General features: G+C 63.9%; 24 protein-coding genes. 15 read left to right on the forward strand and 9 right to left on the reverse strand.

All coding sequences use genetic code 11. The features are described 5' to 3' along the window. Positions 1-43 precede the first annotated feature (43 nt). From lnt to IT350_06050, 6 genes are all read left to right on the forward strand, one after another. Positions 44-1675 (forward strand): apolipoprotein N-acyltransferase, encoded by a 1632-nt coding sequence (gene lnt, locus IT350_06025; protein MCC6157592.1) that lies wholly within the window; start codon positions 44-46, stop codon positions 1673-1675. A 29-nt stretch (positions 1676-1704) separates the two neighbouring features. Further along, a complete protein-coding gene (gene prfB / locus IT350_06030) occupies positions 1705-2796 on the forward strand; it encodes a peptide chain release factor 2 (GenBank protein ID MCC6157593.1) in 1092 nt (363 codons plus the stop codon). Between the two features lie 41 nt (positions 2797-2837). Continuing rightward, on the forward strand, positions 2838-4331 hold the full coding sequence (locus IT350_06035) for a phenylacetate--CoA ligase family protein (GenBank protein MCC6157594.1): 1494 nt from the start codon (positions 2838-2840) through the stop codon (positions 4329-4331). Positions 4332-4350: 19 nt separating this feature from the next. Then, the gene (gene ruvX, locus IT350_06040; GenBank protein ID MCC6157595.1) at positions 4351-4806 is read left to right on the forward strand and encodes a Holliday junction resolvase RuvX; all 456 of its coding nucleotides are present in this window, start codon (positions 4351-4353) and stop codon (positions 4804-4806) included. Continuing rightward, positions 4803-5807, forward strand: coding sequence for an endolytic transglycosylase MltG (gene mltG / locus IT350_06045; GenBank protein ID MCC6157596.1), 1005 nt, complete (start codon positions 4803-4805; stop codon positions 5805-5807). The genes ruvX and mltG overlap by 4 nt, the downstream gene beginning before the upstream one ends. A 128-nt stretch (positions 5808-5935) precedes the next feature. Then, positions 5936-6778, forward strand: coding sequence for a hypothetical protein (locus IT350_06050; GenBank protein MCC6157597.1), 843 nt, complete (start codon positions 5936-5938; stop codon positions 6776-6778). A gap of 26 nt (positions 6779-6804) precedes the next feature. On the opposite strand, the gene IT350_06055 is transcribed toward IT350_06050, so the two are convergent. The 7 genes from IT350_06055 to pckA form a co-directional block, all read right to left on the reverse strand. Next, positions 6805-7200, reverse strand: coding sequence for a type II toxin-antitoxin system VapC family toxin (locus IT350_06055; protein ID MCC6157598.1), 396 nt, complete (start codon positions 7198-7200; stop codon positions 6805-6807). Beyond that, positions 7197-7454 carry an AbrB/MazE/SpoVT family DNA-binding domain-containing protein gene (locus IT350_06060; GenBank protein MCC6157599.1) on the reverse strand — a complete coding sequence of 86 codons (258 nt, stop codon included), beginning with the start codon at positions 7452-7454 and terminating at the stop codon, positions 7197-7199. The genes IT350_06055 and IT350_06060 overlap by 4 nt, the downstream gene beginning before the upstream one ends. 188 nt (positions 7455-7642) lie before the next feature. Further along, positions 7643-9637: a hypothetical protein gene (locus IT350_06065; GenBank protein ID MCC6157600.1), complete on the reverse strand. Its 1995-nt coding sequence runs from the start codon at positions 9635-9637 to the stop codon at positions 7643-7645. Positions 9638-9717: 80 nt separating this feature from the next. After that, on the reverse strand, positions 9718-10521 hold the full coding sequence (locus tag IT350_06070) for a fumarylacetoacetate hydrolase family protein (GenBank protein ID MCC6157601.1): 804 nt from the start codon (positions 10519-10521) through the stop codon (positions 9718-9720). A gap of 20 nt (positions 10522-10541) precedes the next feature. Next, positions 10542-11372 carry a 4-hydroxy-tetrahydrodipicolinate reductase gene (locus IT350_06075; GenBank protein MCC6157602.1) on the reverse strand — a complete coding sequence of 277 codons (831 nt, stop codon included), beginning with the start codon at positions 11370-11372 and terminating at the stop codon, positions 10542-10544. A 101-nt stretch (positions 11373-11473) separates the two neighbouring features. Next, positions 11474-12814, reverse strand: a complete 1341-nt coding sequence (gene mnmE / locus IT350_06080) for a tRNA uridine-5-carboxymethylaminomethyl(34) synthesis GTPase MnmE (protein MCC6157603.1) — start codon at positions 12812-12814, stop codon at positions 11474-11476. A gap of 143 nt (positions 12815-12957) precedes the next feature. After that, complete coding sequence (pckA, locus tag IT350_06085; protein MCC6157604.1) at positions 12958-14697, reverse strand: phosphoenolpyruvate carboxykinase (ATP); 1740 nt, start codon at positions 14695-14697, stop codon at positions 12958-12960. A gap of 64 nt (positions 14698-14761) precedes the next feature. Here pckA and IT350_06090 point away from each other — a divergent pair, with 64 nt between their 5' ends. From IT350_06090 to IT350_06105, 4 genes are read left to right on the forward strand one after another with little or no spacing between them, the layout of a single operon-like run. After that, a complete protein-coding gene (locus tag IT350_06090) occupies positions 14762-15667 on the forward strand; it encodes a hypothetical protein (protein MCC6157605.1) in 906 nt (301 codons plus the stop codon). Then, on the forward strand, positions 15664-16674 hold the full coding sequence (gene dctP / locus IT350_06095) for a TRAP transporter substrate-binding protein DctP (GenBank protein MCC6157606.1): 1011 nt from the start codon (positions 15664-15666) through the stop codon (positions 16672-16674). The genes IT350_06090 and dctP overlap by 4 nt, the downstream gene beginning before the upstream one ends. A gap of 1 nt (position 16675) precedes the next feature. Further along, a complete protein-coding gene (locus tag IT350_06100; GenBank protein ID MCC6157607.1) occupies positions 16676-17212 on the forward strand; it encodes a TRAP transporter small permease in 537 nt (178 codons plus the stop codon). Next, positions 17212-18459 carry a TRAP transporter large permease subunit gene (locus IT350_06105; GenBank protein MCC6157608.1) on the forward strand — a complete coding sequence of 416 codons (1248 nt, stop codon included), beginning with the start codon at positions 17212-17214 and terminating at the stop codon, positions 18457-18459. The genes IT350_06100 and IT350_06105 overlap by 1 nt, the downstream gene beginning before the upstream one ends. Positions 18460-18708: 249 nt before the next feature. On the opposite strand, the gene IT350_06110 is transcribed toward IT350_06105, so the two are convergent. Together IT350_06110 and IT350_06115 are read right to left on the reverse strand one after the other, a co-directional pair. Then, entirely contained in the window at positions 18709-20337 is a 1629-nt protein-coding gene (locus IT350_06110; protein ID MCC6157609.1) for a glycosyltransferase family 39 protein, read from the reverse strand. Beyond that, complete coding sequence (locus IT350_06115; GenBank protein MCC6157610.1) at positions 20309-20551, reverse strand: hypothetical protein; 243 nt, start codon at positions 20549-20551, stop codon at positions 20309-20311. Before IT350_06115 ends, IT350_06110 begins: the two co-directional genes overlap by 29 nt. A gap of 201 nt (positions 20552-20752) precedes the next feature. Here IT350_06115 and IT350_06120 point away from each other — a divergent pair, with 201 nt between their 5' ends. The 5 genes from IT350_06120 (at position 20753) to IT350_06140 (ending at position 25657) form a co-directional block, all read left to right on the forward strand. Further along, positions 20753-21031 carry a hypothetical protein gene (locus tag IT350_06120; protein ID MCC6157611.1) on the forward strand — a complete coding sequence of 93 codons (279 nt, stop codon included), beginning with the start codon at positions 20753-20755 and terminating at the stop codon, positions 21029-21031. Next, entirely contained in the window at positions 21018-21764 is a 747-nt protein-coding gene (locus tag IT350_06125; GenBank protein MCC6157612.1) for a hypothetical protein, read from the forward strand. Before IT350_06120 ends, IT350_06125 begins: the two co-directional genes overlap by 14 nt. Before the next feature lie 24 nt (positions 21765-21788). Continuing rightward, a complete protein-coding gene (locus IT350_06130) occupies positions 21789-22934 on the forward strand; it encodes a hypothetical protein (protein ID MCC6157613.1) in 1146 nt (381 codons plus the stop codon). 26 nt (positions 22935-22960) lie between these two features. Then, positions 22961-23251, forward strand: a complete 291-nt coding sequence (locus tag IT350_06135) for a hypothetical protein (GenBank protein ID MCC6157614.1) — start codon at positions 22961-22963, stop codon at positions 23249-23251. An 807-nt stretch (positions 23252-24058) separates the two neighbouring features. Then, positions 24059-25657, forward strand: coding sequence for a glycosyltransferase family 39 protein (locus IT350_06140; protein MCC6157615.1), 1599 nt, complete (start codon positions 24059-24061; stop codon positions 25655-25657). Positions 25658-25907 lie beyond the last annotated feature (250 nt).

Consider the following 25907-nt stretch of genomic DNA (forward strand, 5'->3'; position numbering starts at 1 on the left):
GCCTGCTTATGATCCGCGCTTCCTTGGACCCCGGTTTGGGATCATGAAGAAAATCCGTCTCACCCCCGAACGGCGCGAGGCCCTGCGCGAGTCGTGGCCTGCGCTGGTCACGGCGCTGCTGTACGTTCTCGCGTTTCCCTCGGCGGGGTTGTGGCCGCTCGCCTTCGTGGCGCTTGCGCCCACGCTGGCGATCGCGCAGGGCGCGAAGACGACCGAACGCACGTGGTGGTTCGGTTTTGTCGCGGGGTTCGTCGGCAATGCGGGCAAGCTCTATTGGCTTGTCTACACCATCAATCATTACGGGCACTTCCCGCTGCCCGCGGCGCTCGTCGTGTTCTCGCTATTGTGCGGATTCCTCGGCGTCTTCTGGGGCTACACGTTTTGGCTCACCCGGCGCGTCGGCGAGCGCGTCGCCTTGCCGCTCTCCGTCGTCTTTCCTCTCGCATGGATGACGCAGGAGTGGGTGCTGACGTGGTTCCTCACGGGCTTTCCGTGGTCGATGATCGGCCATGCGCTCGTGGGTTGGCTGCCGATGGCGCAGGCCGCGGATGTCATCGGCGGCCTCGGGCTTTCGTTCCCCGTCGCCCTTGGCAACGCGGTGATCTACGAAATCTGGAAATTCGCCCGCGAACGCCAATCGCGGCCGGATCGCCGATTCCCCGTCGGCGAATTCGTCACCTTCGCGATGTGGGTCGTCGCGCTGGCCGTTTACGGCTTCCTGCGCATCCCCGCCATCGATCAGCAGATGGCGTCGGGACGCGCAATTCGCGTCGGGATGACGCAGGGAAACATCGACCAGAACGAGAAGTGGAACCCCGGCAATCAGGATCGCACCTTCGAGACCTACCTCGCGCAGGCGAAGAAGACCGTTGTGGACGGCGCGTCGCTCGTCCTGATGCCCGAAACCGCGCTGCCCTACTGGCAGACGCAGGGCCGCGCGTTGAAATCCGATCTGCGCGAATTCGTGGACGGCGTCGGCGCGTGGACGCTCATCGCGGTGCCGACGAAGGTGGAGAATCCCGACGATCCGGAGTGGCCCTACAAGTACAACTCGGTGGTGCTGGCGTCGCCCGACGGCGATTTGTCGGACTGGTACAACAAGCACCGTCTCGTGCCTTTCGGCGAGTACCTGCCGCTGAAAAAACTCTCCGTGCCGTTGGTGAAGTGGCTGCGCTCAATCCCGGCGCTGTCCAAGCTGCGCCTCAGCGCGGGATTTTACCCCGGCGAGGAGTACATCGTCTTTCCGCACCCCGAAGGCCGCTTCGGCATGGCGATCTGCTACGAGATCATCTACCCGGGCATCGTGCGCAAGGTCGTGAACCTCGGCACCGACTTCATGGTGACGATCACCAACGACGCGTGGTTCGGCGACACCAGCGCGCCGCATCAACACTGGGATCAGGTGCGCATGCGCGCCATCGAGCACCGCAAATATTTCGCGCGCTCGGCGAACACGGGCATCTCGGGCGTGATCGACGCGGCGGGCCGCACCAAGTCCGCGACCGGAACCTACGTGCCCGCCGCCGTGACCGACGACGTGCGTACGATGAATGTGCAAACGATCTACTCGCGCCTCGGCGATTGGTTTCAATGGGTGTGCGTGTTAGCATTCCTGGCGTTTTCGGCCATCGCGTATGCGCGGGCTCGCCGCGCGCGCGCCGCCGACGGAGTCTGACGTGGAATACGATCTCAAGGTTCGCGTGGATGGTGTCATCGATCGCATCGAGGACATCCGGAGGTATCTTTGACCTCGACGGGCAGCGAGGAGAACTCGCGCGGATCGAGGAACAAACCACCGTGCCGGAATTCTGGAGCGACGTGAAAGCCGCGAACGCGGTGATGAAGCGGAAAAAAGACCTCGAAGGGTCGATTCGCAAGGTCGAAAACCTCCTTTCCAAAAGAGAAGACCTCCTGGCCGGTTTCGAGTTGCTCGAAGCCGATCCCGATCCCGGTCTCATGGCCGAGAATCTGGCGCTTCTCGATCAGATCGAGATCGACGTCACCGCCGCCGAAGTCGCGATGCTGTTCAGTGCCGAGGCCGACAAGGCGCCGGCGCTGTGCGAAATCAACGCGGGAGCGGGCGGAACCGAGGCGCAGGACTGGGCGCAGATGCTGCTGCGCATGTATCTGCGCTGGGCCGAGGGGCGCGGATTCCAAACCGAGATCTTCGACGAGCAGCCGGGCGAAGAGGCGGGCATCAAGTCGGTGACCTTCGCCGTGCGCGGAGAAAACGCCTACGGGCTTCTCAAGGCCGAGGCGGGCGTGCATCGGCTCGTGCGCATCAGCCCATTCGACTCCAACGCGCGGCGGCATACGAGCTTTGCGAGCTTCTTCGTGTATCCCGACATCGAGGACGAGATCGAGGTCGAGATCGAGGACAAGGACCTGCGCATCGACACCTTCCGCGCCTCGGGGGCTGGCGGCCAGCACGTCAACAAGACCTCGTCGGCCATCCGCATCACGCACTTCCCCTCGGGCATCGTCGTGCAGTGCCAGAACGAACGCAGCCAGCACAAGAACAAGGCTTACGCGATGAAGATGCTCAAGGCGCGGCTCTACCAGTTGGAAGAGCAGAAGCGTCAGACCGAACGCGACAAGGTCAACGAGCAGAAGACCGATATCGCGTGGGGCAATCAGATCCGGTCGTACGTGCTCCAGCCGTACCGCATGGCGAAGGACCACCGCACGAATCACGAAATCGGCGACGTGGACAAGGTGCTGAACGGCTATCTCGACGAGTTCATCAACGAGTTCCTCATCACGCGCAAGAAGAAGGAATCCACGGCGCACGGCTAGCCGGGATCGCCGGCGCCGACGCGCGGCATTGTTTCGTCGCCATGAATCACGAGTCGCAAAACGGCGTCGTTCCGCATTCCGCGCTTCCCGCCGCGGTCCCGGATTACGTGAGCGTGTGGCGCGTCGCGCGCCACCTTCACCGGCTCAATCGACTGCGCCGGCGCGGCGATCGCGAGGCGGTGCTCGCCCTGCAGCGGCAAAACACGCAGCGCCTGCTGCGTTTCGCGCTCGAACGTTGCGGCCATTACCGCGACCGCTTCCGCGGCGACGCCGCGTCACCACGCCTTGCCGATTTCGAACCGACGTCGAAGACGGCGCTGATGAACGACTTCGACCGCGTTGTCACCGATCCGCATCTGCGCCTCGCGGACCTGCGCCGCTTCGTCGAGGACCCCGGGCGCGTCGGCGAAATCTATCGCGGGCTCTATGTCGCGGCCCACACGTCGGGCTCGTCGGGGGAGCGCGGCGTCTTCGTCATCGATCAGTTCGGTTGGGAACTCGGGCAGGCGCTCGCCGTCAGCGGCACGGGAATCCCCGATTTCCGGTGGGGTTGGGCGCGCGCGATGCTCGCCCCGCTGTGGCCGCTCCACGCCGCCACCGTCATTCCGACGGGCGGGCATTTCGCCAGCGTGCTCATGCCGCGAATCCGCTCGACCTGGACGGATCGCATCGTTCGGATGGACGAGATCGAGATCAGCGAACCCTTCGACGAGATCATCACGAAGATCAACGCCATGCGTCCCTTCGCGCTCCACTCGTATCCGACGATGCTCGCGGAGCTCGCCAACGCGCGCCTCGACGGACGGCTGAAGGCGCGCCCGTGGATTCTCACCGCGGGCGGCGAGCCGTTTACGCCCGAGATCGTCGCGCGCGTGCGCCGCGCGTGGCCGGGCATCGTGATCTTCGACATCTACGCCTGCACCGAGGTGCTCTCGATCGCGCGTTCGTGCCCGCAGGGACGCTATCACGTCAATGAGGATTGGGTCGTCGTCGAAAACGTCGACCACAAAGGCCGCCCGGTGCCCGCGGGCGAACGCGGCGACAAGGTCCTGCTCACGCACCTGTTCAACTATCTCATGCCCATCGTTCGTTACGAGATGTCCGACTCGGTGACGTGGGACGAGACGCCCTGCCCGTGCGGATCGCCGCTCGCCCACGTGCGCATCGAGGGACGAACCAACCACACCCTCGTTCTACCCGGGCAAACCGGCGGCGATGCGCGCCTCGTGCCGCTGCCGATCCTCGTGGCGTTTCTCGAAGTGCCGAATCTGCGCACCTATCAGGTCGTGCAGACGGGTCCGGGCGCGATCGAAGTGCGTTACGTGCCCGATGTCGGCGCGTCGCCCGAGCGCGTGGAGGCCGACATCGACCGCGTGCTGCGCGCTCACCTGCGCCGCAACGGCGCGGACGATCGCCGCGTCGCCATGACGAGTCTGCGCGTCGAGACGATCGAGCGCGACCCGCGAACGCACAAGATCACCCAGGTCGTCAACATGACGGCCGCCGGGACGACGCCGGAGCGGGGGATCGCATGAGCGTGAGGCGGGCGAAAACATGAGCGTGGGGCGGGTTCTCGCCGTGGATCTCGGCCGCGCGCGAATCGGCATCGCCGTGTCCGACGGACTGCGCCTCGCGGCGAATCCCGTGTGCGTCGTTCCCTCGCGCGGCGATGAAGCCGATCTGGAAAACGTCGCGCGGCTCGCGAACGAACACGAAGCCGTCGAAATCGTCGTGGGGCTTCCGCTCAACATGGACGGCACCGAGAGTACGGGGTCGGCGCACGCGCGCGCGTTCGCATTGCGACTCGCCGCGCAAACCGGCAAACCCGTGTGGCTGATGGATGAGCGCCTCACAAGCGCGGCGGCGGAAAATCTGTTGCTGGCCGAGGGCGTGCGCGGCAAGAAGCGCAAGGCGCGCGTGGACAAGGTGGCCGCGGCGTTCATCCTTCAGGCGTTCTTGGATCGCCCCGGCGAGGCGGTGCCGACATTCGCGAGCGGAGTGGGATCGTGACGGCGCGGCGATTCTTCGCGGGCGCGCTGGCGCTGGCGGGCTTGCTGGTCGTCGTGACAGGCGTCGCCGCGCATCTGCTCGTCGGTCCCACGGCGCCGGGCGAGCCGGTGCTGGTGGAGATCGAGCCGGGCACATCGTTCATGCAGATCGCCGCGCGTCTTGAAGACGCTCGGCTCATCCGGTCGCGCACCGGTTTCCTGCTCGTCGCCAAGCTGCGCGGCCAGGCCGCGCGGCTGCGCGCGGGGGAGTTCGAAATCGCGCGCGGCCAGAGCGCGCTCGCCGTGCTCGAGCACCTCGTGACCAGTCCGGTCGTGCAGCGACGACTGACGATCCCCGAGGGCTGGACGGTCCGGCAGATCGCGACGGCGATGATTGACCAGCGCGTGGACGACGCCCCGGCCGTGCGTGCCGCGCTCGCGGACGGCGCGTTCGCGCGTGCGATGGATGTTCCGGCGGATTCCTTCGAGGGCTACCTGTTTCCCGACACGTATCAGTTCACCAAGGGCTATGGCGCGCGGCGGATGATCGAGGCGATGGTTCGGCGATTCTTCGATGTGTACGGCGGGGAGTTTCGCGCGCGCGAACGCGCCGCCGGCCTGACGACGCACCAGGTCGTCACGCTTGCGAGCATCGTCGAAAAAGAGACCGGCGCGCCGGCGGAACGCCCACTCGTGTCCCGCGTGTTCCTCAACCGCCTCGCGCTCGGGATGCCGCTGCAATCCGATCCAACGGTGATCTATGGTCTTGGCGAGCGCTATACGGGCAAGCTTCGGCGCACCGATCTGAGCGAAGCGACGCCGTACAACACCTATCGCATCCCAGCTCTGCCGCCCGGGCCGATCGCGAGCCCGGGGCGCGAGTCGCTGCGCGCCGTGCTCTGGCCCGCGGAGTCGAACGCGCTTTACTTTGTTTCGCGCAACGACGGCACGCACGCGTTTTCGGCGACCTACGCCGAGCACCGCGTTCTTGTCGATCGCTATCAACGGTCGGGGGCGAAGTGACCCTCACCCCGCCTCCGGCACTCCTCTCCCGTCTGACGGGAGAGCGGACGGGGGTGAGGGCATCGAACTCCTCGACTCCAAGTTCGCTTGCCGCTAATTTGTCGGCGATTCGATTCGGGGAGCGTGCGATGGCTGATGTGGTGACGGTGGCGGTAGTACAGCAGCGGACGAGCGGCGATTGGGAGAAGGACCGCGACCGGGCCGCGCAGCGGCTGGAATACGCCGCGTCGCAGAACGCGGTGCTCGCCGTATTCCCGGAACTCTTCGGTTGGAATTGGTTCGCGGACGGGATGGATAAGAACGCGTTTCGTCTCGCCGAAACCCTCGACGGGCCGCGCGTCGAGAACTGGCGCGAGCTTGCCCGCGCGCACAAAATCGCGGTCGCCGCGCCGTTGTTTTTGCACGACGGGCAGGGGCTCTATCACAATGCCGTGGCCGCAATCGACGCGACCGGCGAGATCCAGGGTGTATATCGCTCGGTGCACGTGCCGCAGATTCCCGGATGGGAAGGAAAATTTTATTTCGCCGACGGCGACGACTTTCCGGTCTTCACGTTCGACGGCATCCCCATCGGGTTCCTGATCTGTTGGGACTCGTTTTTTCCCGAGGCGTTTCGGGCGCTCGCCCTGCGCGGCGCGCGCGCGATCGTCGTGCTGACCAGCGCGACCGGCGGCAACGAGGACCTGTGGACGCGCTCGCTCATGGCGAACGCCTTTTTCAACGGCGTGTACGTGCTGCGCGCGAACCGCGTGGGCGAGGAGGAACACGTGTCGTTTTGCGGCGCGTCGTTCGCCGCCGCGCCGACCGGCGATCTGCTCGGCGAGCCGATGGGCGAGGTCGAAGGCGTGGGCCTGTATTCCATCGACCGCAAAGCGGTCGAACTCACGCGGCGCGAATTTCCCTTCCTCAAAGACCGGCGCACGCGGGCGTATTTCGATCTCGCCGAATTGGTGGTGAGACGGCGGGAGTAGGGGAGCGGCGGTTCCGCCGCGCGCCCTCACACCTTCATAAAACGCCGATCGGCATGAAGGGCGCGGTCGAAGGTTGCGACGCGCTCGCACCCGGTGGCGATGGCCGATTCGGCGATCAGATAGTCGGAGAAGTCCCCACGCTTCGCGGTGTAGTTGTCGAGCGCCGTACGCACGCGCCCGGCCGACTCCATCACCACGTGGCGCGCGGCGACGAGGGCGCGGAGCACGCCCGCGATCTCGGCGCGCGAGAACCCGTACGCGCGATCGAGCACCCACACGGTTTCGCACAGCACGATGTCGGCGACGAAAAAGCGCTCGCCCGCGGCGATGCCCCGCTCGATCAATGCGCGCGCCCGGCGCGATTGCGCCGCGTCGTCCGCGACCAGAAAACGGACGAGCACGTTCGTGTCGAGGGCTATCATCGTTGATCCGCGCCGCCGCGAATCGCCGCATCCATCCCCGCGAGCGTGACGCCCTTTTTTCGCGGTCGCAGTTTGCCGTGAAGATCCCGCAGATCGACGGATCCCGCCGCCATTTCCGCCACGCCGTCATCGCGCAGTCGAAATGTCACGCGGTCGCCGGTGCCGAGCCGCATCGCGTCGCGAACCGTCTTCGGAATCGTGATCTGCCCCTTGACCGTGAGCTTTGCGCTCGATGTCGTCCGCGCGTTCGCCATGGGAATCCTCCTGGTCCGGTACGTTCTCATGAAATAGTAAGGAATATAGTAAGGAAACGCAAGAACCGTCGGGCTTGAAGTGTAGCCGGCGGCCTCAATCGTCCATTCGGCCAAGGACACCGTACGCGCGCCTATATCGATCTCGCCGAGTTGGTGGTGAGACGCAGAGATTGAGCGTCGGTTGTGCGTCAGTCGACGAGTTGCCCCAGGACATCGGTGCTGGTGATTTCGCCCGAAAACGGGATCGAGGCCAGCGCGTCGGCCACATCAGGCGGAATCTGAAACTTGAGCGCCACGTTGCGTTCGTTGACGCCTCCGTAGCCGTGGAATCCGCCGCCGTCGTAACCCAGTTGCAGGTAGTTTTCAAAACCGAGTTCGCGGCCCTTTTGGGCGAGGATGTCGGCGTTGTCGCCGTCGATCGGCCAGTGGTCGAACAGCGTGGAATAGACCGTGCCGGTGCCGTCGCGGTTGTCGACGATCTCGAAAATCCGCGCCTGCTGGGGGAATGAACAGATCGAGGGCGTCTGCACCTCCCAGTATCCCGCGCCCGGATCGCCGCCCGGCTTTGGGTAAGCCGTCACGTCATTGACGTGGCCGTGGCCAACGAGATGCAGGATCACGTTGGGATGCGCGTTGAGGACGTCCGACATGCGCTGCGTGCCCACAAGCATCAATTCCGCGGGGTGGTGGGACGCGACGACGACCAGGACCTTGTCGGCTTCGGCTTCGTCGAGTTCGTCACGCAGCCACTCGAGCTGGCGAATGCTCATTCCGCCTTCCGAAACGATGGCCGCGTCCATGGTGTCCAGCACGAGCATACGAAGCGGCACGTCGCCGCCGAGATCCACGCGATACCATCCTCCGTCTTGGGCATCGACGACGTCGTCGCCGTTGTTGTCGGAAAACCCGTGGCCGTGTGCGGCAAAAAGCGGAATGACCCCTTCGGGTCCGAGAAACTCGCGGGCCGAATCGGCGGCCACATCCACGCCGTCGTCGGTCGGATCCTCGGGAGTGCCCGCGGTGTACAGATCCACGTCGAAACGCGGGTCGATGTCGTTCGTCCATTCGGGATCGAAGGTCATCAGCCAAAGAATCGATCGCCAATTGATCGGGATGCCGTAAAGGCCGCCCCACGTGTTCACGGTGGCATCGGGATTGTCGATCAGGTATTGCGCGAGTGCGCCGACGCCGGGGATGAAGCCGAAGCGCGAGCGCGTCCCCACATATTCGGCTGCGGAAAAATATCCAAGCCGCCCGCCGGGCGTGAAACCGCCGTTGTTGAGGACATCGTGATTGCCGATGGCGAAATACCACGGCAGGGGCTCGCCGTTCGCGCGGCGCAGTCCGCCCGCGCGGAAGTCGGCGTTGGAATTCGGAAGACCCGCGCGTTCGAAATGGTTGATGTTGTTGCCGTCGGCGTCGGTTTCCTGCGCGCCGAAATGGCGTTCGCCCCGGTTGCGTCCGGTGTCGGGATTGATGTCGAGATCGCCGCTGTCAGGCCGCGCCCAGCCCGGCATGCCGGAGATGAGGCCCGTGCCGTCGAGGATATCGATCATCAGTTCGATCTCGTTACGCTGCGCGTTGTCCGCGCCGTCGCCGAGAACGAGGGCGAGATCGAAGTCGCGATCGTAGTCCGTCTGGATTCGGTTGGAGGTTCGGACGATGGCATTGAATTGCTGCGCCGTCAGATCTTCCTGCGGGCGGAAGACGTATTCGAACATGCCGAAGAGCACCCACCAGGCGTCGAAAAATGTCAGCCGGGTCGGCGATTCCTCGTCCACGATCTGCGGGTCGGCGATGGAAAGAAAATAGGTGATGGAAAGCGGTTCGGCGCCGCCGGGATCGCGCGTGGGCAAGGCGCCGAGGTCGTTGCGTTCGATGTGGGGCTCGCCGGGTCCTTCGCCGAGCGCCCACGTGTCGCCGGACTCCGTGGGGATGATGGTCTTGTCGAGGGTCGTGGGAACGATCCCATCAAAGGGGTCGCCGGTGTCGTCATCGCCCGCATCGTCGTCGATCACATCATCGTCGCTCTGATCGTCGTCGGCCTGGTCGTCATCCACGGTGTCGTCGTCCGCGTCGTCGTCGGCGTCCGGCGAGTCGTCGTCAGACGAATCGCGTTCGCCGCAACCGGCCGGAATGACGAAACACGCGGCGAGAAAAACGACTGCAAAGCGCATCGTCACGCGAACCAACCCCAACAGTGATGTGGTTTGATTGTCCCGGTCGTTGGAATCGATGTCAATTGAGCTGGGCGGGTTGATTCTTAGATCAACATCCGTACGGGATCGTTCTCCACGACATTCGCGAGCGTCCCGATGCCCTCGACCGTAATCTCGACTCGGTCGCCCGCGACAAGCGGGCCGACGCCCGCGGGCGTGCCCGAGGCGATCACGTCGCCGGGCATGAGCGTCATGACGCGCGAGATGAAGGCGACGAGTTTGGGCACGTCGTGGATCAGGTCGCGTGTGCGGCCGGACTGCCGAATTTCGCCGTTCACGCGCGCCTCGACGCCGAGATCCGCGGGGTCGAGTTCGGTTTCGATCCACGGCCCGAATGGGCAGAAGGTGTCGAAACTTTTCGCTCGGGAAAACTGCACGTCCTTTCGCTGCAGATCGCGGGCGGTCACATCGTTCACGCACGTGTAGCCGAAGATCACCTCGCGCGCGCGGTCCGCGGGTACGTGTCGGCAGGGTCGCCCGATCACCACGCCGAGTTCCGCCTCGTGATCCACGCGTTCGGAATCCGGCGGACGCAGGATCGTTCCGCCGTGGTTGAGAACCGCCGACGGGGATTTGAGAAAGATCATTGGTTCCGCCGGCGCGGCCTTGCCCATCTCCGCTGCGTGAGCGTGATAGTTGACGCCGATGCAGACAATCTTCGAAGGACGGCAGGGCGTGAGCAACTGCACGGCGGCGAGTTCCAGATCATTCGCGCCGACGGGCTCGGGGCGGTAGACCGGCGCATCGGGCGCGCTCCACATGAAGGGGTCCTTCACCGGCGCGATCCGATCGCCCGTCAAAATCCCATAGCCCGATCCCGATTCGTGTCGGTAACGAACGATCCGCATCGTGTGCTCCTTCGGCGGATCTAAAGACCGAGGACGTCGCGCATCGAGTGCAGACCCGGTTCGCGGTTTTGCAGCCACAGCGCCGCGCGCAGCGCGCCGCGCACGAAGGTCTCGCGGCTCGACGCCCGGTGCGTGAGCGTGACGCGCTCGCCGTCGCCGAGGAAATGCAGATCGTGGTCGCCGACCACGTCGCCGCCGCGCACCGCGAGCACGCCGATCTTGCCGCTTGATCGTGGGCCGACGTGGCCCTCGCGGCCGAAGACGAAGGCGTCGTCGCCGAGTTCGAGCGACTCGGCCACGGCCCGGGCGAGCGCGAGCGCGGTGCCTGACGGTGCGTCGACCTTGTGCCGATGATGGGCCTCGACGATCTCCACGTCGAAGTCCTCGCCCAGCACACGCGCGGCGCGTTTGGCGAGGGCGATGAGCAGATTCACGCCCACCGAGAAATTCGGCGCAAAGACCGTTCGCGTCCCTGCCGCGATGCGCTCGAACTCCGCGAGCTGGTCGCCCGCGAATCCGGTGGTGCCGCAGACGTAAGGGATATTTCGGTCGGCGCAGATTTTCACGTGCGTCAGCGACGCGTCGGGCGAGGTGAAGTCGATAACGACGTTCGCCGCGACGACGCAGTTGAGCAAATCGTTTTCGAGCGAGCAATTGATCGGACGACCGAAGAGTTCGAGGCCGATGTCCTTGCCGACGTGCGGATGGTCGTGGCGCTCGGTCGCGCCGTAGAGCGCGTAACCGGGCGTTGTGTGCAGCGCGGTGGCGAAGAGCCGCCCCATGCGCCCCAGCGCGCCCGTCACGACGCCCTTGATGCGCGGTGCCTCGCTCTCGTCCCGCTCGATTTCCATGCTCGACATGATGAACCCCTCGCGGCGCGGATTTTCCGAAACGGCGCAAAATGTGTCGGGTTTGGGCTGGCGGGTCAAGTGCGTTCGAAAAGTCGCGAGCGCTATTTGCCGATGCAGAACCGGCTGAAAATCGCGCCGAGCACGTCGTCGGGCGTCGTCTCGCCGACGATCTCGCCCAGCGCGCGCGCCGCGTCCGCGATTTCGAGCGCGGTGATGGCGGGGGACGAGCCCGCGGCGAGTGCGGCGAGCGCGGCGTCGAGGTGCGCGATCGCGTCGAGCGTGCGTTGCTCGTGCCGCTCGCTCGCGAGCAGCGCCTCGTCGCGCCCCGAGGCCGCGTCACCCAACGCCGCGCGGGCCATTTCGGCGGCCAGCGCGTCGAGCCCCGCGCCGGTCATCGCGCTGACGTTGAGCACGCCCGGCAGCGCGGCGAGGTCGCATTTGTTGGCGACGGCGACGATCGGCACGGACGGCAGCGCCTCGCGCAGCGCGCGGTCCTCTTCCGTCTCGCCCGCGGATGCATCGATCACGAAAACGACCAGGTCGGCTTCGGCGATGCGCTCGCGGGTGATCTCGATGCCCTGCGCTTCCAGGCGTTCGGCCTCGCGCCGAAGTCCCGCGGTGTCCACCAGCCGAAACGGGACATCGGCCAGCACCGCGTCATCCTCGATCGCGTCGCGCGTGGTGCCCGGTTCCTCGGAGACGAGCGCGCGCCGCCGGCCCACCAGGGCGTTGAGCAGGCTCGACTTGCCGACGTTCGGCCGCCCCGCGATGACGGCGAGCGCGCCGTCGCGGAAGACGCGCGATCGCGTGTATCCGGCGGCGAGTGCCGCCAAATCGCGCCGCGCCGACTCGATCGGCTCTACGATCGACGCGGTTTGAACGTCGCCCACGTCGGCGTCCTCAAAGTCGATCTGCGCCTCGACGAGCGCCTTGGCCGAGATCAGCCGTTCACGCAAGTCGCGCAGCCGCCCGGAGAGCGCGCCCGCGAGCCTCGCGCTCGCCGCCCGCAACGAGGCCTCCGATCGCGCGTGAACGACGTCGAGAATCGCCTCGGCCTGCGCGAGATCGATGCGCCCCGATTCGAGCGCCCGCCTCGTGAACTCCCCCGGCTCGGCCATGCGCGCGCCCAGCTCGCGCAGCCTCGCGAGCATCGTCGCGGGGGCGGCGCGTCCGCCGTGCGTGTGCAGTTCGACGACATCTTCACCGGTGAAACTCGCGGGGGCGGGGAAGTGGACGAGATACCCGTCGTCGAACGTGCGGTCGTCGGCGTCGATGAATCGGCCGTACGTCATCGCGCGCGGTTCGATTGGGCTGGGCCGGGCCGTGCGAAACGCGCCCATGGCCAGGGCCAGGCACCCCGGTCCCGAAAGGCGGACGATCGCCACACCGGCCACGCCGGACGCCGTGGCGACGGCCGCGATGATGTCCCGTGATGCGCTCATGCGGGATTCGGGGAGTTTCGGCGGCGAAGAGGGCGGACGAAGGGCAATGGTCAATAGAGCGTTGTGAGAGGAGGCTGAATCACTCGGGCCACTGTCCTTCGTCCATTTCGTTCTGATTCATCCCGCCCGGCGTCGGGGCAGGCTCACTTTGCCGCCGGTCCGTATTGTGCCACGGAATCGGCGATCTCGCCAGAAAATTGTTCGTAATTCTTGATGAAACGTCCGGCCAGATCACGGGCTTTGCGGTCGTAGGCTTCAGGGTCTTTCCACGTGGCGCGCGGATCGAGCACATCTTTCGGCACGCCGGGCACTTCCAGCGGCACCTCGAATCCGAACGTGGGATCGACGCGCGTCGGGACCGCCGCGAGGCTGCCGTCGAGCGCGAAATTCACCAGCGCACGGGTGTGTTCGATTTTCATGCGCTTGCCCTCGCCGTAGGGACCGCCGGACCAGCCGGTATTGACGAGCCAGCAATGCGTGTCGTGCGTTTCGATGTATCTCTTCAGCAGCAGCGCGTAGGTCGTGGGGTGGTGGACCATGAAGGGCGCGCCGAAACAGGTCGAGAACGTCGCCTGCGGTTCCTTGCCGAGCCCCTTTTCGGTCCCGGCGACCTTGGCGGTATATCCCGAGAGGAAATGATACATCGCCTGGCCGGTGGTGAGGCGCGAGATCGGCGGCATCACGCCAAACGCGTCGCACGCGAGCATGAGGATGTTCTTGGGGTGCTCGTACACACCCCCGATGAGCGCGTGTGGGATGTGCGTCAGCGGGTAAGCCGCGCGCGTGTTTTCGGTCAGCGAATCGTCTTCCAGATTCAGACGGCGCGTGTTCGGGTCGGCGAAGCCGACATTCTCGAGAATCGTGCCGAACGTGCGCGTGGTCTGGTAGATCTCGGGCTCGGATTCCTTCGAGAGCTTGATGACCTTGGCGTAGCAGCCGCCCTCGAAATTGAAGATGCCGTCGGGTGCCCATCCGTGTTCGTCGTCGCCGATCAGATCGCGGCGTGGGTCCGCCGAGAGGGTCGTCTTTCCCGTGCCCGAGAGCCCGAAGAAGAGCGCCGTGTCGCCGTCCGGGCCGCGATTCGCCGAGCAGTGCATCGGCATGACGCCCTTGGTGGGCAGCAGGTAATTGAGCAGCGTGAAGACGCTCTTCTTGATCTCGCCGGCGTAGCTGGTGCCGCCGATCAGGATCAGCTTTTTCGCGAAGTTGAGGATGATGAAGGTCTCGCTGCGCGTGCCGTCCACGTCGGGTTTCGCGTGGAAATTCGGAGCGTTGATGATCGTGTAGTCGGGCTCGAAGTTTTCGAGCTCCTCGCCCCGGCACTGGATGAACATGTTGCGCGCGAAGAGGCTGTGCCACGCCGTCTCGGTGATGACGCGGATGTAGGCCCTGTGGTCGGGATGCGCGCCCGCCCGGCAATCCTGCACGAACAGGTCTTTGCCCTGCAGATACGCGGTCATGCGGTGGAAGAGCGATTCGAATCGGTGTTCGTCGAACGCCTTGTTGACGTCGCCCCACCACACCTCGCCCTGGGTGGACGCTTCGCGGACCACGAATTTGTCGTTGGGCGAACGCCCGGTGTGACCGCCCGTGCGTACGACGATCGGCCCCCTGTGCGCGATGATGCCTTCGCGGTGCCGCACCACCTGCTCGTAGAGCGCGGGGGTGCCGAGGTTCCAGTATTCATGACCGACGTTGACGATGCCGTGAAGGCTCAGATCGTAGCGAGGCACGCGGCTAGCCCCTTCGGGTAGAGAGGAAGGATTTTCCGGGCGAGACGCGACCCAATTCCATTCGCCCGCCCGTTCAATAACATAGTTCGCCGCGTGCCGACAATTCGTTTTCGCCGGTTTCGCGCGGGCGCGCGTTTTGACACGCCCCATGGCCGCGACTAATATACGGCCCGTTTTCAGCAAGCCGCCTTTCGCGGCGATTTCAGGGCACGCCATGGCACGTTTCAGGTTCATCGCGACCGCGGTCGCGGTCGTCATCGGGTTTGCGCCCGCCGGATGCTCCAAACTCGTCCAGAGCCGTGTCTCGGGGATTGTCGATAACCTGTCGACGGCGGTCCAAAAACAGAAGGACCCCGAGCTCGTCCGCGACGGCGCCCCGGCGTTCCTGCTGGTCGTCGACGGCGTGCTCGAAGGCGATCCCGATAACGAACGCTACCTGTCCGGCGCGGCGCAGATCTACTCGGCGTATACGTCGGCGTTCCTCGTCGGCAAGGAGCCGGAGCGGGCGAAAATCCTCTCCGACAAGGCCCGCGACTATGCGATTCGCGCCATGGCCCTGCGCAACCCCACGTTTGCGGCGCTGCACGATCGTCCGTACACCGAATTCGCGCCGTGCCTGTCGACGTTCACCAAGGTCGATGTCCCCGCGCTCTTTCTCGTCGTGAGCACGTGGGCGACATGGATTCAGGCGCACGCCGACGACATGAACGCCATCGCCGATCTCGCCAAGGTCCAATCGATGACGCAGCGCCTGCTGGAACTCGACGACGCATACTCGTACGGCAGCCCCCACCTCTACATGGGCGTCCTGCACACGCTCATTCCGGCAGCGCTCGGCGGACGGCCCGAAGACGGCAAAAAGGAATTCGAGGCGGCCCTGCGGCTCGGTCGCGGAAAATTCGTGATGACCTATGTTCTCTACGCGAAGCAGTATGCCCGCCCGGCTCTCGATCGCGAATTGCACGACCGGCTGCTGACCGAGGCGCTCGCGATTCCGGCCGACGTGGTGCCCGAACTCACGCTTGTGAACACGCTCGCCCAGCGCGAGGCGAAAACCCTGCTCGACGGTTCATCCGACTGGTTCGGTGAGCCCATGGCCGAAGAAGGAGAAACCCCGTGAAAAGACCCGTCGTTGTTTTCGTCGCGGTACTGGCGCTTTGCGCCCTCGTCGCGCCCGCATACGCCCAGACCGTTCTCAAGATCGCGACGCTCGCCCCCGAGGGCACCGACGCCGTGAAGGCCATCAACGCCGCGGGACAGGAGATCGCCACCGCCACGCAGAACCGCGTGAAGATCCAGGTGTTTCCCGGCGGCACGCAGGGCAAGGACGACACGATTCTGAAGAAGATGAAGATCGGCCAGATCGACGGTGCGACGTTCACGGCGGGCGGCATCTCGTCGGTCTATCGCGATTTCCAGATCATGAGCCTGCCGCTTCTGTTCCGCTCCTACGACGAGGTCGATCACGTCCGTCCGCAGATCGAGCCGGTCATCATGGCGGGACTCGAAAAAGCGGGCTACGTCCCGGTCGGCAATATCGAGGTGGGCTTCGCCTACCTGATGTCGAAGTCGCCAATCAAAACGCTTGGCGATCTGAAGGGCAAAAAAATCTGGGTCCCGGAAAATGACCCGATCAGCAAGACGGTCTTCGAGGAGATGGGCGTGCCGGCGATCCCTCAGCCGATTTCCGACGTGTTCACGAGCCTCAAGACCGGCATTCTCGACACCTACGCCAACCCGCCCGTCGGCGCGGTGACGTTGCAGTGGTACACGGAATCGAAATACGTCGGCAAAAAGCCGCTCATCTACATCTACAGCACGCTGGCCTTCGCCAAGCCACGATTCGACAAGCTCTCGCCCGAGGATCAGGCGACCGTGCGCACGGTCTTCGCCAAGCACATGAAGGCGCTGGACGTCAGTGTGCGCAAGTCGAACGATGCGGCGATGCAGACGCTCGCCAAGCAGGGACTGCAATTCACGGACGTCACGCCCGAGGGCGATCAGCAGATGACCGATGTCGCGCAGAAAGCTACGACGAAGCTGACGTCGATGAAGGAATTCTCACCGGAGATGGTGCAGAAGGTACAGGGCATCCTCGACGCCTATCGGAAATCCAAAGGCCAGTAACTTGAGCGTGACCCAAAAGAAAACGGGCCTCGCGCGCGCGCTCGCATTCGTGCACGCGGCGGAGGACATGATCCTCGCCGCACTGCTCGGCGCGATGATGCTGCTCGCCGTGGGGCAGATCGTCCTGCGCAACCTGTTCGACACCGGCTTCCTGTGGGCCGACCCGATGCTGCGCCACCTGGTGCTGTGGGTTGGCCTGCTCGGTGCGGCCATCGCCACCCGCGAGGACAAGCACATCACCGTCGATGTCGTCTCGCGGTTTGCGCCGCCGCGAATGCGGGCCGCCATCCGTGTGGCCACCGACGCATTCGCGGCTTGTGTGGCCGGTCTGGTCGCCTACGCGGGGACGGTCCTGATCAAAAACGAAATCGAGTTCGGGTCGAAAACGTTTCTCGACCTGCCTTCCTGGACGGTGGAAATCGTGATCCCATTCGCGTTTGCCGTCATTTCGATTCGCTATGCGCGATACGCCGTAATCCACGCGATCGAAGCCGCACGTCCCGCGCCCGCCGACGCAGAGCCGGAGGCGGGCCGCTGATGCCGGTCATCATTCTCGTCTTCGCCCTGCTTGGCGCGCCGCTATTCACCATCATCGCGGCGACCGCCCTGCGCGGCTTTCACAAGTCGGGGATCGACCTGTCCGCGGTCGCGATCGAGATCTACCGCATTGCCGACACGCCCGTGCTGCTCGCGATCCCGCTCTTCACGTTCGCGGGCTACATCATGGGCGAAAGCGGAGCGCCCGGGCGCATCGTGCGCGCGTCGAAGGCGCTGCTGGGCTGGATGCCCGGCGGTCTGCCGATCGTCGCGCTGGTCGCCTGCGCCATGTTCACCGCGCTCACCGGCGCGTCGGGCGTCACCATCGTCGCCCTCGGGGCGCTGCTTTTCCCCGCGATGGCGAGCGAGGGTTATCGCGAAAACTTCAACCTCGGTTTGCTCACGACGGCGGGGAGCCTGGGCTTGCTGTTCGCGCCGTCGATTCCGCTGATTCTCTACGGCATCGTCGCCGAGGTCAGCGTCGATCACATGTTCCTGGCGGGCATCCTTCCGGGCCTGCTGATGATCACCCTGCTGGCGGCTTACGCGATGTACCAAGGCAAGGTGCAGAAAATCCCCTTGCAGAAATTCACGTGGCCCGAGGTGTGGGCGGCGCTGCGCGGGTCGGCGTGGGAAGCGCCGCTGCCGCTGGTCGTGTTCGGCGGCATCTACAGCGGATTTTTCGCCGTCAGCGAGGCCGCGGCCGTCACGGCCGTCTACGTGCTCATCGTCGAGGTCTTCATCTACCGCGAGATCTCGCTACGCCGCCTGCCGGGCGTCATGCGCGATTCGATGGTCCTCGTCGGCGGCATTCTCATCATTCTCTCCGTTTCATACGCCTCGACGAACTACCTCATCGACGCGCAGGTCCCCGTCAAACTGCTCGAGTTCACGCAACAGCACGTGTCGAGCCCGCTCACGTTCCTGCTGCTGCTCAACCTCTTTCTGCTCGTGCTGGGCTGCCTGCTCGACATCTTCTCGGCGCTCGTCATTGTGCTTCCGCTCATGTTGCCCATGGCCGATCTGTACGGCATCGACCGCGTACACCTGGGCATTATCTTCCTCGCCAACATGCAGATCGGCTATTGCACGCCGCCGGTGGGCATGAACCTGTTCATTGCGTCGTTCCGGTTCGAGCGGCCCGTCGTGCAACTCTACGTGGCGACGATTCCGTTCCTGATCCTGCTGCTGCTCACCGTCGCGCTCATCACGTATTGGCCGTCTCTGTCGCTCATGCTGGTGCGCTGACCGGGCGAGTGAGGTCGCAGGAGAGCGAAGCGAAGGGCCTTGCGTGAGCTGGTACAAGATCCTTCGCTTCGCTCAGTATGACAGCGGAAATGAGCGCTCGGAGTGACCGCCACGGATTGCGGCCCTGAGCCCGCTTCTTGTCACCCAGAGCCGCTTCTTTTCACCCAGAGCCGCTTCTTGTCACCCTGAGCCGCTTCTTGTCACCCTGAGCGAAGCGAAGGGTCTGGCTCCGACCGCCGCGGTATCCCGTCAAGGCAGCAACGATCGCTCGAACAGCGCGTACTCCCGGTCGAGGTGGCGATACGTCCCCGCGACGCTCCACGCATCGCCTTGCCCCAAAAACGCGGGTGCGTCGAAGTCCTGCGGCGCGATCAAATACGCCGCGTCCTCGATCCACTTCTCGGGCGGGCGCAGCGTTTCCGACGCCCAGTACATCGCGAGGCGTCCGTCGGTCTCGAATTTCACATCCTTGATCTCGACGTTCGCGCCGTCGCGCAGCAGCGTATACGTCAGCGGAAACGCGAAGGGGTGCTCCACGTCGCTCACGCCAGTCGGAACATTCAGGAAACGCACCACGATCATCGGGCGCTCGCGCCCGCGCGCCGCGTCGCCGAGCCGCGAGCACACTTCGTCGATTTGCGTCGATTCCCACGTGCGCGGCGGGCCGATGTGCAGATCCTGCTGGTAGTCGAACGCCGTCCAACGCACGCCCATCGGGTTTGCCCACCAGCCGTTCTGATTAAGCCAGTCGCGGGGAATCGCGTTCGTCGCCATGCCGAGCCACCCCGCGAGCGCGACACCGACCACCGCGATGTGCGCACCCGTCCGCCATCTCGCGCGAGGAATCGCCGCGAGGCCGGCCGCCATGACCGCCGCGAATCCGCACGCCCACGGGGCGACGTAGTGCGCGAGTTTCCAGTCGAGGCATGAAAACACGAGCCACGGCAGGGCGAAGAACGCCGCGAGGTGCGCCCGCGCGGGACTTCGCCGCGCGAAAACCCAGATCGCGGCGACGACAAAAATCGGAAACAGCCACGGCCCGAGGCCGATGTCCGCCACCGTGAACGGATAGAACATCGCGTTGTTCCACGACCAGATCGGCTCGCCCGCGAGATTGCCCGCGAGCGTGACGCGAATCGCGCCACCGCGGATCTTGTTCGCGAAGTTCACGCCGTACCACGTCAACGCAATCGCGACGGAGACGCCCGCCGCGATGGCGAGGTTCGCGAACTTCGCGCGTCGGCGCGTCGGACTCGTCTCGCAGATCATGGCGACGAATTCGACGAGCGACGGCCCCAGCAGCAGAATCGGGAAGTTGTCGCGCGTCAGCGTGCCGAGCCCCGCCGCGACGCCGAACGCGAGCGCGCGGCGCCGGTCGGAAAAGGACTGCGTTTCGAGAAGCAGACGAAACGCCATCGCCACCATGCCGATCGACGCAAAGTCGAGCATCGCCATGCGCGAAAGACCCCCCGCGAGGGGGAGCGTGGTGACGAGAATCGCCGCGACCACGCCCGCGCGGCTCGAGCGCGTCAGGTGTCGCGCGATGCCGTGCGCGCCCCACACGAGCGCCGCGTGAAACGGGATGTTCGCGGCGATGTCCACCTGAATCGACGGCCCGAAGACGTGATGCAGCGCCGTGGCGACGAGGTAGTAGAGCGGCGTATAAACCCCGCCCCAGATCTGCCCCGGGCCGTGCCGCCACGTCCACATGATCGTCTGAAGGTGGCCGACCTCGTCACCGTACAGCCGCGTGGCCATGTGCGACGTGAACCACGCGTTGACAAGCGCCTGCGCGGCGACGATCGCGACGAGGGCGATCCACGCGCGGTCCGGCGTGGGCGCGGACTCGTCAGGTGGTGGGGGGATCGCCTTCGTCATCCTCTTCCGCGTGTTCTTCCCGTTTCTGTTCGATGACGTGCCGCTTGGCCGGTGAAATGATGGATTCGAGTTCGAGCATGGCGAGCGCCGCCGTGCCCGGCGACGCCTTCCTCTTTCGCCAGTAGATCCAACCGCGCGCCTCCGCGGCCAGCAACAGGCGGTCCAGTACGAATGCCGCGGCGAGCACGGCGATCACGATCAGCGCGGTCCTCATGACGCACCCCGCCCGGCGCGAACCGCGCCGACACGAAAGCATAATCACGGACCGGCGCATTGGCCACCGGTGGGAAAAGATTTTGGCCCGCGCGCCTCGCAAGCCACGAAAAAAGTTCTTGACAATATGGGGGGGGGGGGCGTTTATTATCGAAAAAGTCAAAACGGCAGCCGGGCGCAAGACCCGAGAAGGAGAGCGGCGATGACGGTGCATATTTATTCGGACTTCGCGGCGGGCAACGACGCGTGGGACGGCAGTCAGGCCACCTCCGGCGGAGGCAGCATCGGCCCGAAAAAGCACATCAACGCCGCGAAAGCCTTGGTGACGAACCCCGTGGAGGATGAGGTCATTATCCACGTCGCGGGCGACACGGCAAACCCCGGTAACCGGAACCCCCAGCGTCCCACAGGCACCAAGATCAATACTCTCATGGCAGACCACACTACCAACGATAAGGATGATTGCTATGAAAGCGCGTAATCATGCTATATTGTTATGTGTGACGGCCATTGCGATTCTTACTTGTGCAAAAACGAGCGCTTGGGCCACGTCATGGGCTGCAAGTACAGATGAGCTGACGTCACCCTCGTTTCTAGCATCGCATTCCGTCGGTGTATTTCGTGGAACCGTTGTCTCGATCGATTATCGGACCGTTGCCACCCCTTCCGGAGGAAGTTACGCGTATACCATAGTCCGATTTACTGTTACTGAACAGTACGCCGGATCGGATACGGGTCGAGAAAAGATCATCTACGTTGCTGGCGGGCAGAACGGCGAACGTCGTCAGGCCATAGCTGGCGCACCTTCTTTTAACGTAGATGATGATGTTGTGGTTTTCGAAGGAAGTTCAAACCATTGGTTGTTCGGCTCCTCGTTCGGTATGCATGGGGTATTCCGATTCATTAAGGGCGAAACCGACTTGATCGTCCTAAACAACAATGGTTTTCCAGTCACTGCTATCAACAACGCAAACATTTCTGTCAAAGAGGACTACCGGTGCGAGTTGTCTCTGGATAGGAAACACTGTGACGCATGGACTTCAGCAGACGCATTGGATACCAAGACAACCAAAGAGCTTGAGCCCATGTTGGTCAACGCTACGGACTTCGAAAATGACATCCGCGATATTGCAAAAAACACCGCTCTGGCTCCCTCCCGGCCACTGTCGGGGACAGAATTCGTCGAATTCCTTAAGCATTTTGTTGCGAATTGACACACTCACAGAACGAAGGAGGAAATGTCCATGCGAGCACCTAATGCGAAAATCGTCGCGTTGTCATTCGCGTTGTGTGTGCTGTCAATTCTATTGTCTCCACAATCGGCCGCTGCTTGGGTGTGGTGGACAATCGACGGTTGTCCGGTCGCTTGGGATGCGAATCCGACAATCCAAATAGACGTCGGCCCCGGGGATTTTTATAATATGATTCAACGAGAGGCGGTGAGCCATCCGGCAGCGAGAATCGGCGCGGTGAACGATTCTTGGATCGACATCAATTTGGTAACCACGACATCAACCGGCTCGGATAACGGTGAAAGCGAAATTTGGATGGCACCTCTTCCGGATGGTACGCTCGGCCTGACGATGATGGATATCGGCGCATATTGCGAAATTTGGGAAATGGATATCAAGATCGCCGATGACGTCGATTGGATATGGGGCATTCCAACAACCGTCAGGGATCCGTATCCGTTTGGCGACGGTGGCGACTTTTATGCCAGACCCGTCATTATCCACGAGTTGTTGCACGGCGTTGGACTCGATCATACGACCTCTGACTTTGGATACATGCATCCCACTGTTTCGTCTGGTTCAGTGCTTTTCACAAATAGGGACGACAACAAACGCGTGGAGCCCGCGCCTAAAGAACGTCAAGGACTTCGGACGATTTACCCCCAAAGCGAAACCGAAACCGATCTGGCGATAGCAAACAACATTTGGCCGAATGACGTTGGGACTGGCGACATCAAAAATTATAAACTTTGCAGACCCGCATATGGCTTACATTGGGCTGGCAAATTCGATCAATATTGCACGACTGCGGAAATCCACTCAAATCTCTGCCCTGGCGATTTTGTCAAGGTTCGCGTCCCCGTCATGAACTACGGCCACAGTTCTGCAACCTACAATTTGGAAATGTGGTTTTCAATCAACGACCCTTGGGGGTCCGGTACGGACCAGGAATCGCCGACAGTCCGCTCGGCGACGACCGGCGCTGTTAGCACCACACTCGTAGAGACCTCGTTTGAGATCCCATCGACCGTCTCAAACGGACAAAACTACTACATAATCATGCGAGTCAAGCCGATCGCCAACGAGGAATCCACTATGAACAACTGGATGCCGATGCGCGGGTTGATCGGCATCGGAACCGAATGTCCATGACAAGCGGTCTAAGACAGGAGAAGATCATGAAATATGCCATTTTGACGGCGGCACTGACCATAGTTTTGATCGGCTGTGACAGCGGCGACGACGATGACGACGACCAAGCCGCCTGCAGCGGACTGTCCCAGGAGGGCGAAGAATGCCTTGATCGATGCGGTGAGGAACGTGAAGCGTGCGAGAAGGATTGCGCAGAGACCGCAGAAGATGTTTTGATGTGCGAGTCAGAATGTGGGCCTGTCTACGATAAATGTTATAATGAATGCTACGAAAAATTCCCTGCCGCAGAGCAATGTGTGGACACAATTGCCACATGAGTGTGGCGGAAAATGTGAGACAGAAACCGCCACGACCGGTGCGACCTTTTTGGATCTGTACAGCAGCCACTTCAACCAAATCCTGAACCGGCGGCACGAGCGGATTCAGGTCGACAAGGCCATCGACGCAACGATCGTTGGGCAGAAGATTGGTACCGTGCCTACGCGGCTTGCCCTTGCGTCGATTGGCGCAAATCGGTGAAAGTCAATAGTCGCCCCTGAAAAATGGCATTAACTGGCTGAAATCACTGGACAAAATATCGTTTTCGTGCTGGTTCTTTTCACCGGGAATAAGGCATATCAACGCACGAAACCTGCGATTCGACGGGCTCACCACGTCCTGAGGTTCTCGAAGAACGGTGGGACGATTCCTAGGACGATTCTTGACGATTCTTGGACGATTCTTGGGACAAGATACAGAACTCGTCGAACCGAACCGCCGGGCTACGACGAACGCGTGTTTCGCCGCGACGAACGACGGCTTGAACGCGTAGCATTCCTTGACGGGCTTCCGGCTGCACCGCGAGTGGCGACGGCGGCACACGCAACGGCCCGCGCGCTGCCCCTGCGGCACGGACGTCGTGGCGACAGCCCGCGCGCTGCCCCTTGCGGCACGGACGTCGTGGCGACAGCCCGCGCGCTGTCGCTTGCGGCACTGACATCGCAACGCGCACGGGCGCTTGTGGCACTGATGTCGCAACGCGCACGTTCGCTCGCGGCACGGATGCCGCAATAGAGATCCCGTAGCGCGGCGCGGCGATTTCCGCTTGAATCGCGGCTCCACGTTTTTCGCGCGCAGGATCGCCTTTGGCCGACGCCGCCCGACCCCGATACACCCTCGAAGCGGCCCTCGCGTTCGTCCTGTTCGCGTGCGCGGGCCTCGCGATCATCTGGGCCACACGCACGCACCTCGTCGTCGGCTGCGAATCGGACGGCCACTACATCATGGCCGGGTACGTGCGTTGCGGGGAGATGGGCCTGTACGTGCAGATGGGCAAGGGCACGTGGCCGTGGCTGTATCCGTTTGTCGTCGGCCATCTCGCGGGAATCATCGGCGCGGCCACGTACTGGGTCGGCAAGTTCGTGACGCTCGCGGCGGGGGCGGGGATCGTGGCGCTCGTCGCACACGCCGCGTCGCGCGAGATTCCCGGTCGCGCGCGGTGGATCGCGCCCGTCGTCGTCGCCGCCAATCCGCAGTTCCTGATGTATTCGACGCTCGCGTCCACCGACGTCTTCGCGGCGCTGTTCGTGGCGCTCGGGCTGTGGTTCGGCGCGCGCGCGGCGGCGCACGACGGCGGCCCGCGCGACGCGGCGCTCGCGGGAGCGGCCTGGGCGATCGCGGGGCTCGCGCGCTACCAATACGTGCCGCCCGCGCCGTTCGCCCTCGCGGCGATCGCCTTGGCCGTTCCGAGCGTCCGCCGCCGTGGGCCGATGATGGCCGGCGCGTTCGCGCTGGCGTGGCTCGGTGTCTCGTCGATCGGTCTCGTCGGCGGATTTGCAAACCTGTCCGATGCGTTCGGTTGGTCGCAGGTGCTCGGGCGCGCGGAGAACATCCCCAACAGCGTGGGCGCGCTGGATTGGTCTTTGAATTCCGCATGGCGCGTGGTGAAGGCGTACGCGCTGGCCGTCGATTTCGTCGCGTGGCACGTGGCGTATTACCCGTTGCTCGGGCTCGTCGCGTTTAGCGTGGCGGCGCGGCGAAACGTCTGGCGGCTGCGTCAGCTCGCGGCGGTCGGCATTCCGCTCACGGCGTATTTCGTGGCCGTTGGGTGGTTCGTGTCGATGGACGGCAACACCGATCTGCGCCGCGTGTTCTTGCCCTTCATCCCCGCGACGGCGGTGGTTTTCGCGGCGGGGGCCGAGCGGGTATTGCGGTCTTCCGGCGCGCGGTTCGTCGGCTGGCTGCTCGTGCCCACGCTCGTCGCGTTTCACGTCAACGGCTTTTTTATCGAATACCCGCTTCTGCATGTCTGGCCCGAGGGGCACCCGGTGGCGGCGCGGCACGCGTGGACCGGCCAGTGTCTTGTGCGCAGCATTCAGTGCCCGGCGCCGACGGAGGAGATCGAGGAGGTTCGCATCGCGCGCGAGTTCGCCCGGCGTGAGCAACCCGGTTGTCGGCTCACGGTGACGAACTCGGTTCCGGCCTCGATTGAGCTGCCGCTCGCCTACGCGTGCCCGCCGGGCAGCCCGCCGTGCGAAAAGGACACCGGCCTCGACAACGCGGCGATGGGCAAGCTCGTCGAGCACTTCGCGTCGCGCGAGCCGGCGCGTTTCGTCCTCGAGTTTCCGCAAGAGGGGACGACGCGATTGACGCCTGGCGAGGCGATCGGATCGCGCGGACTATTCGAGCTGACCGAAAAGCCGCCGGTTCCCCCGGCGCGCGTGTTCGAGATCGATCCGCGCTGATTTTCCGGCCCCGCCCGCGCCATTTCGGCAACCGTTTCGACCTCGGGGACGAAGTCCCCAGCACGTTCGGATACTTGCGGGGAAAACCGAAGAATCGTTCTTAAGGGTTGTCGGTCAACACCTTGAAAAGGGGAGGAAATTTCTCGCTGAGCCTTCGTTCATTCTGGACCTCGAATATCCAAGGAATCCGTTTGAATCGTCGCTCAAATGCAACACTGGTGTTGCAAAAAAGCGACAGCGGCCGAAAATC

The organism is Deltaproteobacteria bacterium (assembly GCA_020845895.1).
Classification (GTDB): Bacteria; Lernaellota; Lernaellaia; order JACKCT01; family JACKCT01; genus JADLEX01.

Excerpts from the sequence above, each read along its gene's own strand:
- lnt (MCC6157592.1), top strand. The coding sequence starts at position 44 with ATGAAGAAAATCCGTCTCACCCCCGAACGGCGCGAGGCCCTGCGCGAG.
- prfB (MCC6157593.1), top strand. The coding sequence starts at position 1,705 with ATGGTGTCATCGATCGCATCGAGGACATCCGGAGGTATCTTTGACCTC.
- IT350_06035 (MCC6157594.1), top strand. The coding sequence starts at position 2,838 with ATGAATCACGAGTCGCAAAACGGCGTCGTTCCGCATTCCGCGCTTCCC.
- ruvX (MCC6157595.1), top strand. The coding sequence starts at position 4,351 with ATGAGCGTGGGGCGGGTTCTCGCCGTGGATCTCGGCCGCGCGCGAATC.
- IT350_06050 (MCC6157597.1), top strand. The coding sequence starts at position 5,936 with ATGGCTGATGTGGTGACGGTGGCGGTAGTACAGCAGCGGACGAGCGGC.
- IT350_06055 (MCC6157598.1), bottom strand. The coding sequence starts at position 7,200 with ATGATAGCCCTCGACACGAACGTGCTCGTCCGTTTTCTGGTCGCGGAC.
- IT350_06060 (MCC6157599.1), bottom strand. The coding sequence starts at position 7,454 with ATGGCGAACGCGCGGACGACATCGAGCGCAAAGCTCACGGTCAAGGGG.
- IT350_06070 (MCC6157601.1), bottom strand. The coding sequence starts at position 10,521 with ATGCGGATCGTTCGTTACCGACACGAATCGGGATCGGGCTATGGGATT.
- IT350_06075 (MCC6157602.1), bottom strand. The coding sequence starts at position 11,372 with ATGGAAATCGAGCGGGACGAGAGCGAGGCACCGCGCATCAAGGGCGTC.
- mnmE (MCC6157603.1), bottom strand. The coding sequence starts at position 12,814 with ATGAGCGCATCACGGGACATCATCGCGGCCGTCGCCACGGCGTCCGGC.
- pckA (MCC6157604.1), bottom strand. The coding sequence starts at position 14,697 with ATGGGGCGTGTCAAAACGCGCGCCCGCGCGAAACCGGCGAAAACGAAT.
- IT350_06090 (MCC6157605.1), top strand. The coding sequence starts at position 14,762 with ATGGCACGTTTCAGGTTCATCGCGACCGCGGTCGCGGTCGTCATCGGG.
- IT350_06105 (MCC6157608.1), top strand. The coding sequence starts at position 17,212 with ATGCCGGTCATCATTCTCGTCTTCGCCCTGCTTGGCGCGCCGCTATTC.
- IT350_06110 (MCC6157609.1), bottom strand. The coding sequence starts at position 20,337 with ATGACGAAGGCGATCCCCCCACCACCTGACGAGTCCGCGCCCACGCCG.
- IT350_06115 (MCC6157610.1), bottom strand. The coding sequence starts at position 20,551 with ATGAGGACCGCGCTGATCGTGATCGCCGTGCTCGCCGCGGCATTCGTA.
- IT350_06120 (MCC6157611.1), top strand. The coding sequence starts at position 20,753 with ATGACGGTGCATATTTATTCGGACTTCGCGGCGGGCAACGACGCGTGG.
- IT350_06125 (MCC6157612.1), top strand. The coding sequence starts at position 21,018 with ATGAAAGCGCGTAATCATGCTATATTGTTATGTGTGACGGCCATTGCG.
- IT350_06130 (MCC6157613.1), top strand. The coding sequence starts at position 21,789 with ATGTCCATGCGAGCACCTAATGCGAAAATCGTCGCGTTGTCATTCGCG.
- IT350_06135 (MCC6157614.1), top strand. The coding sequence starts at position 22,961 with ATGAAATATGCCATTTTGACGGCGGCACTGACCATAGTTTTGATCGGC.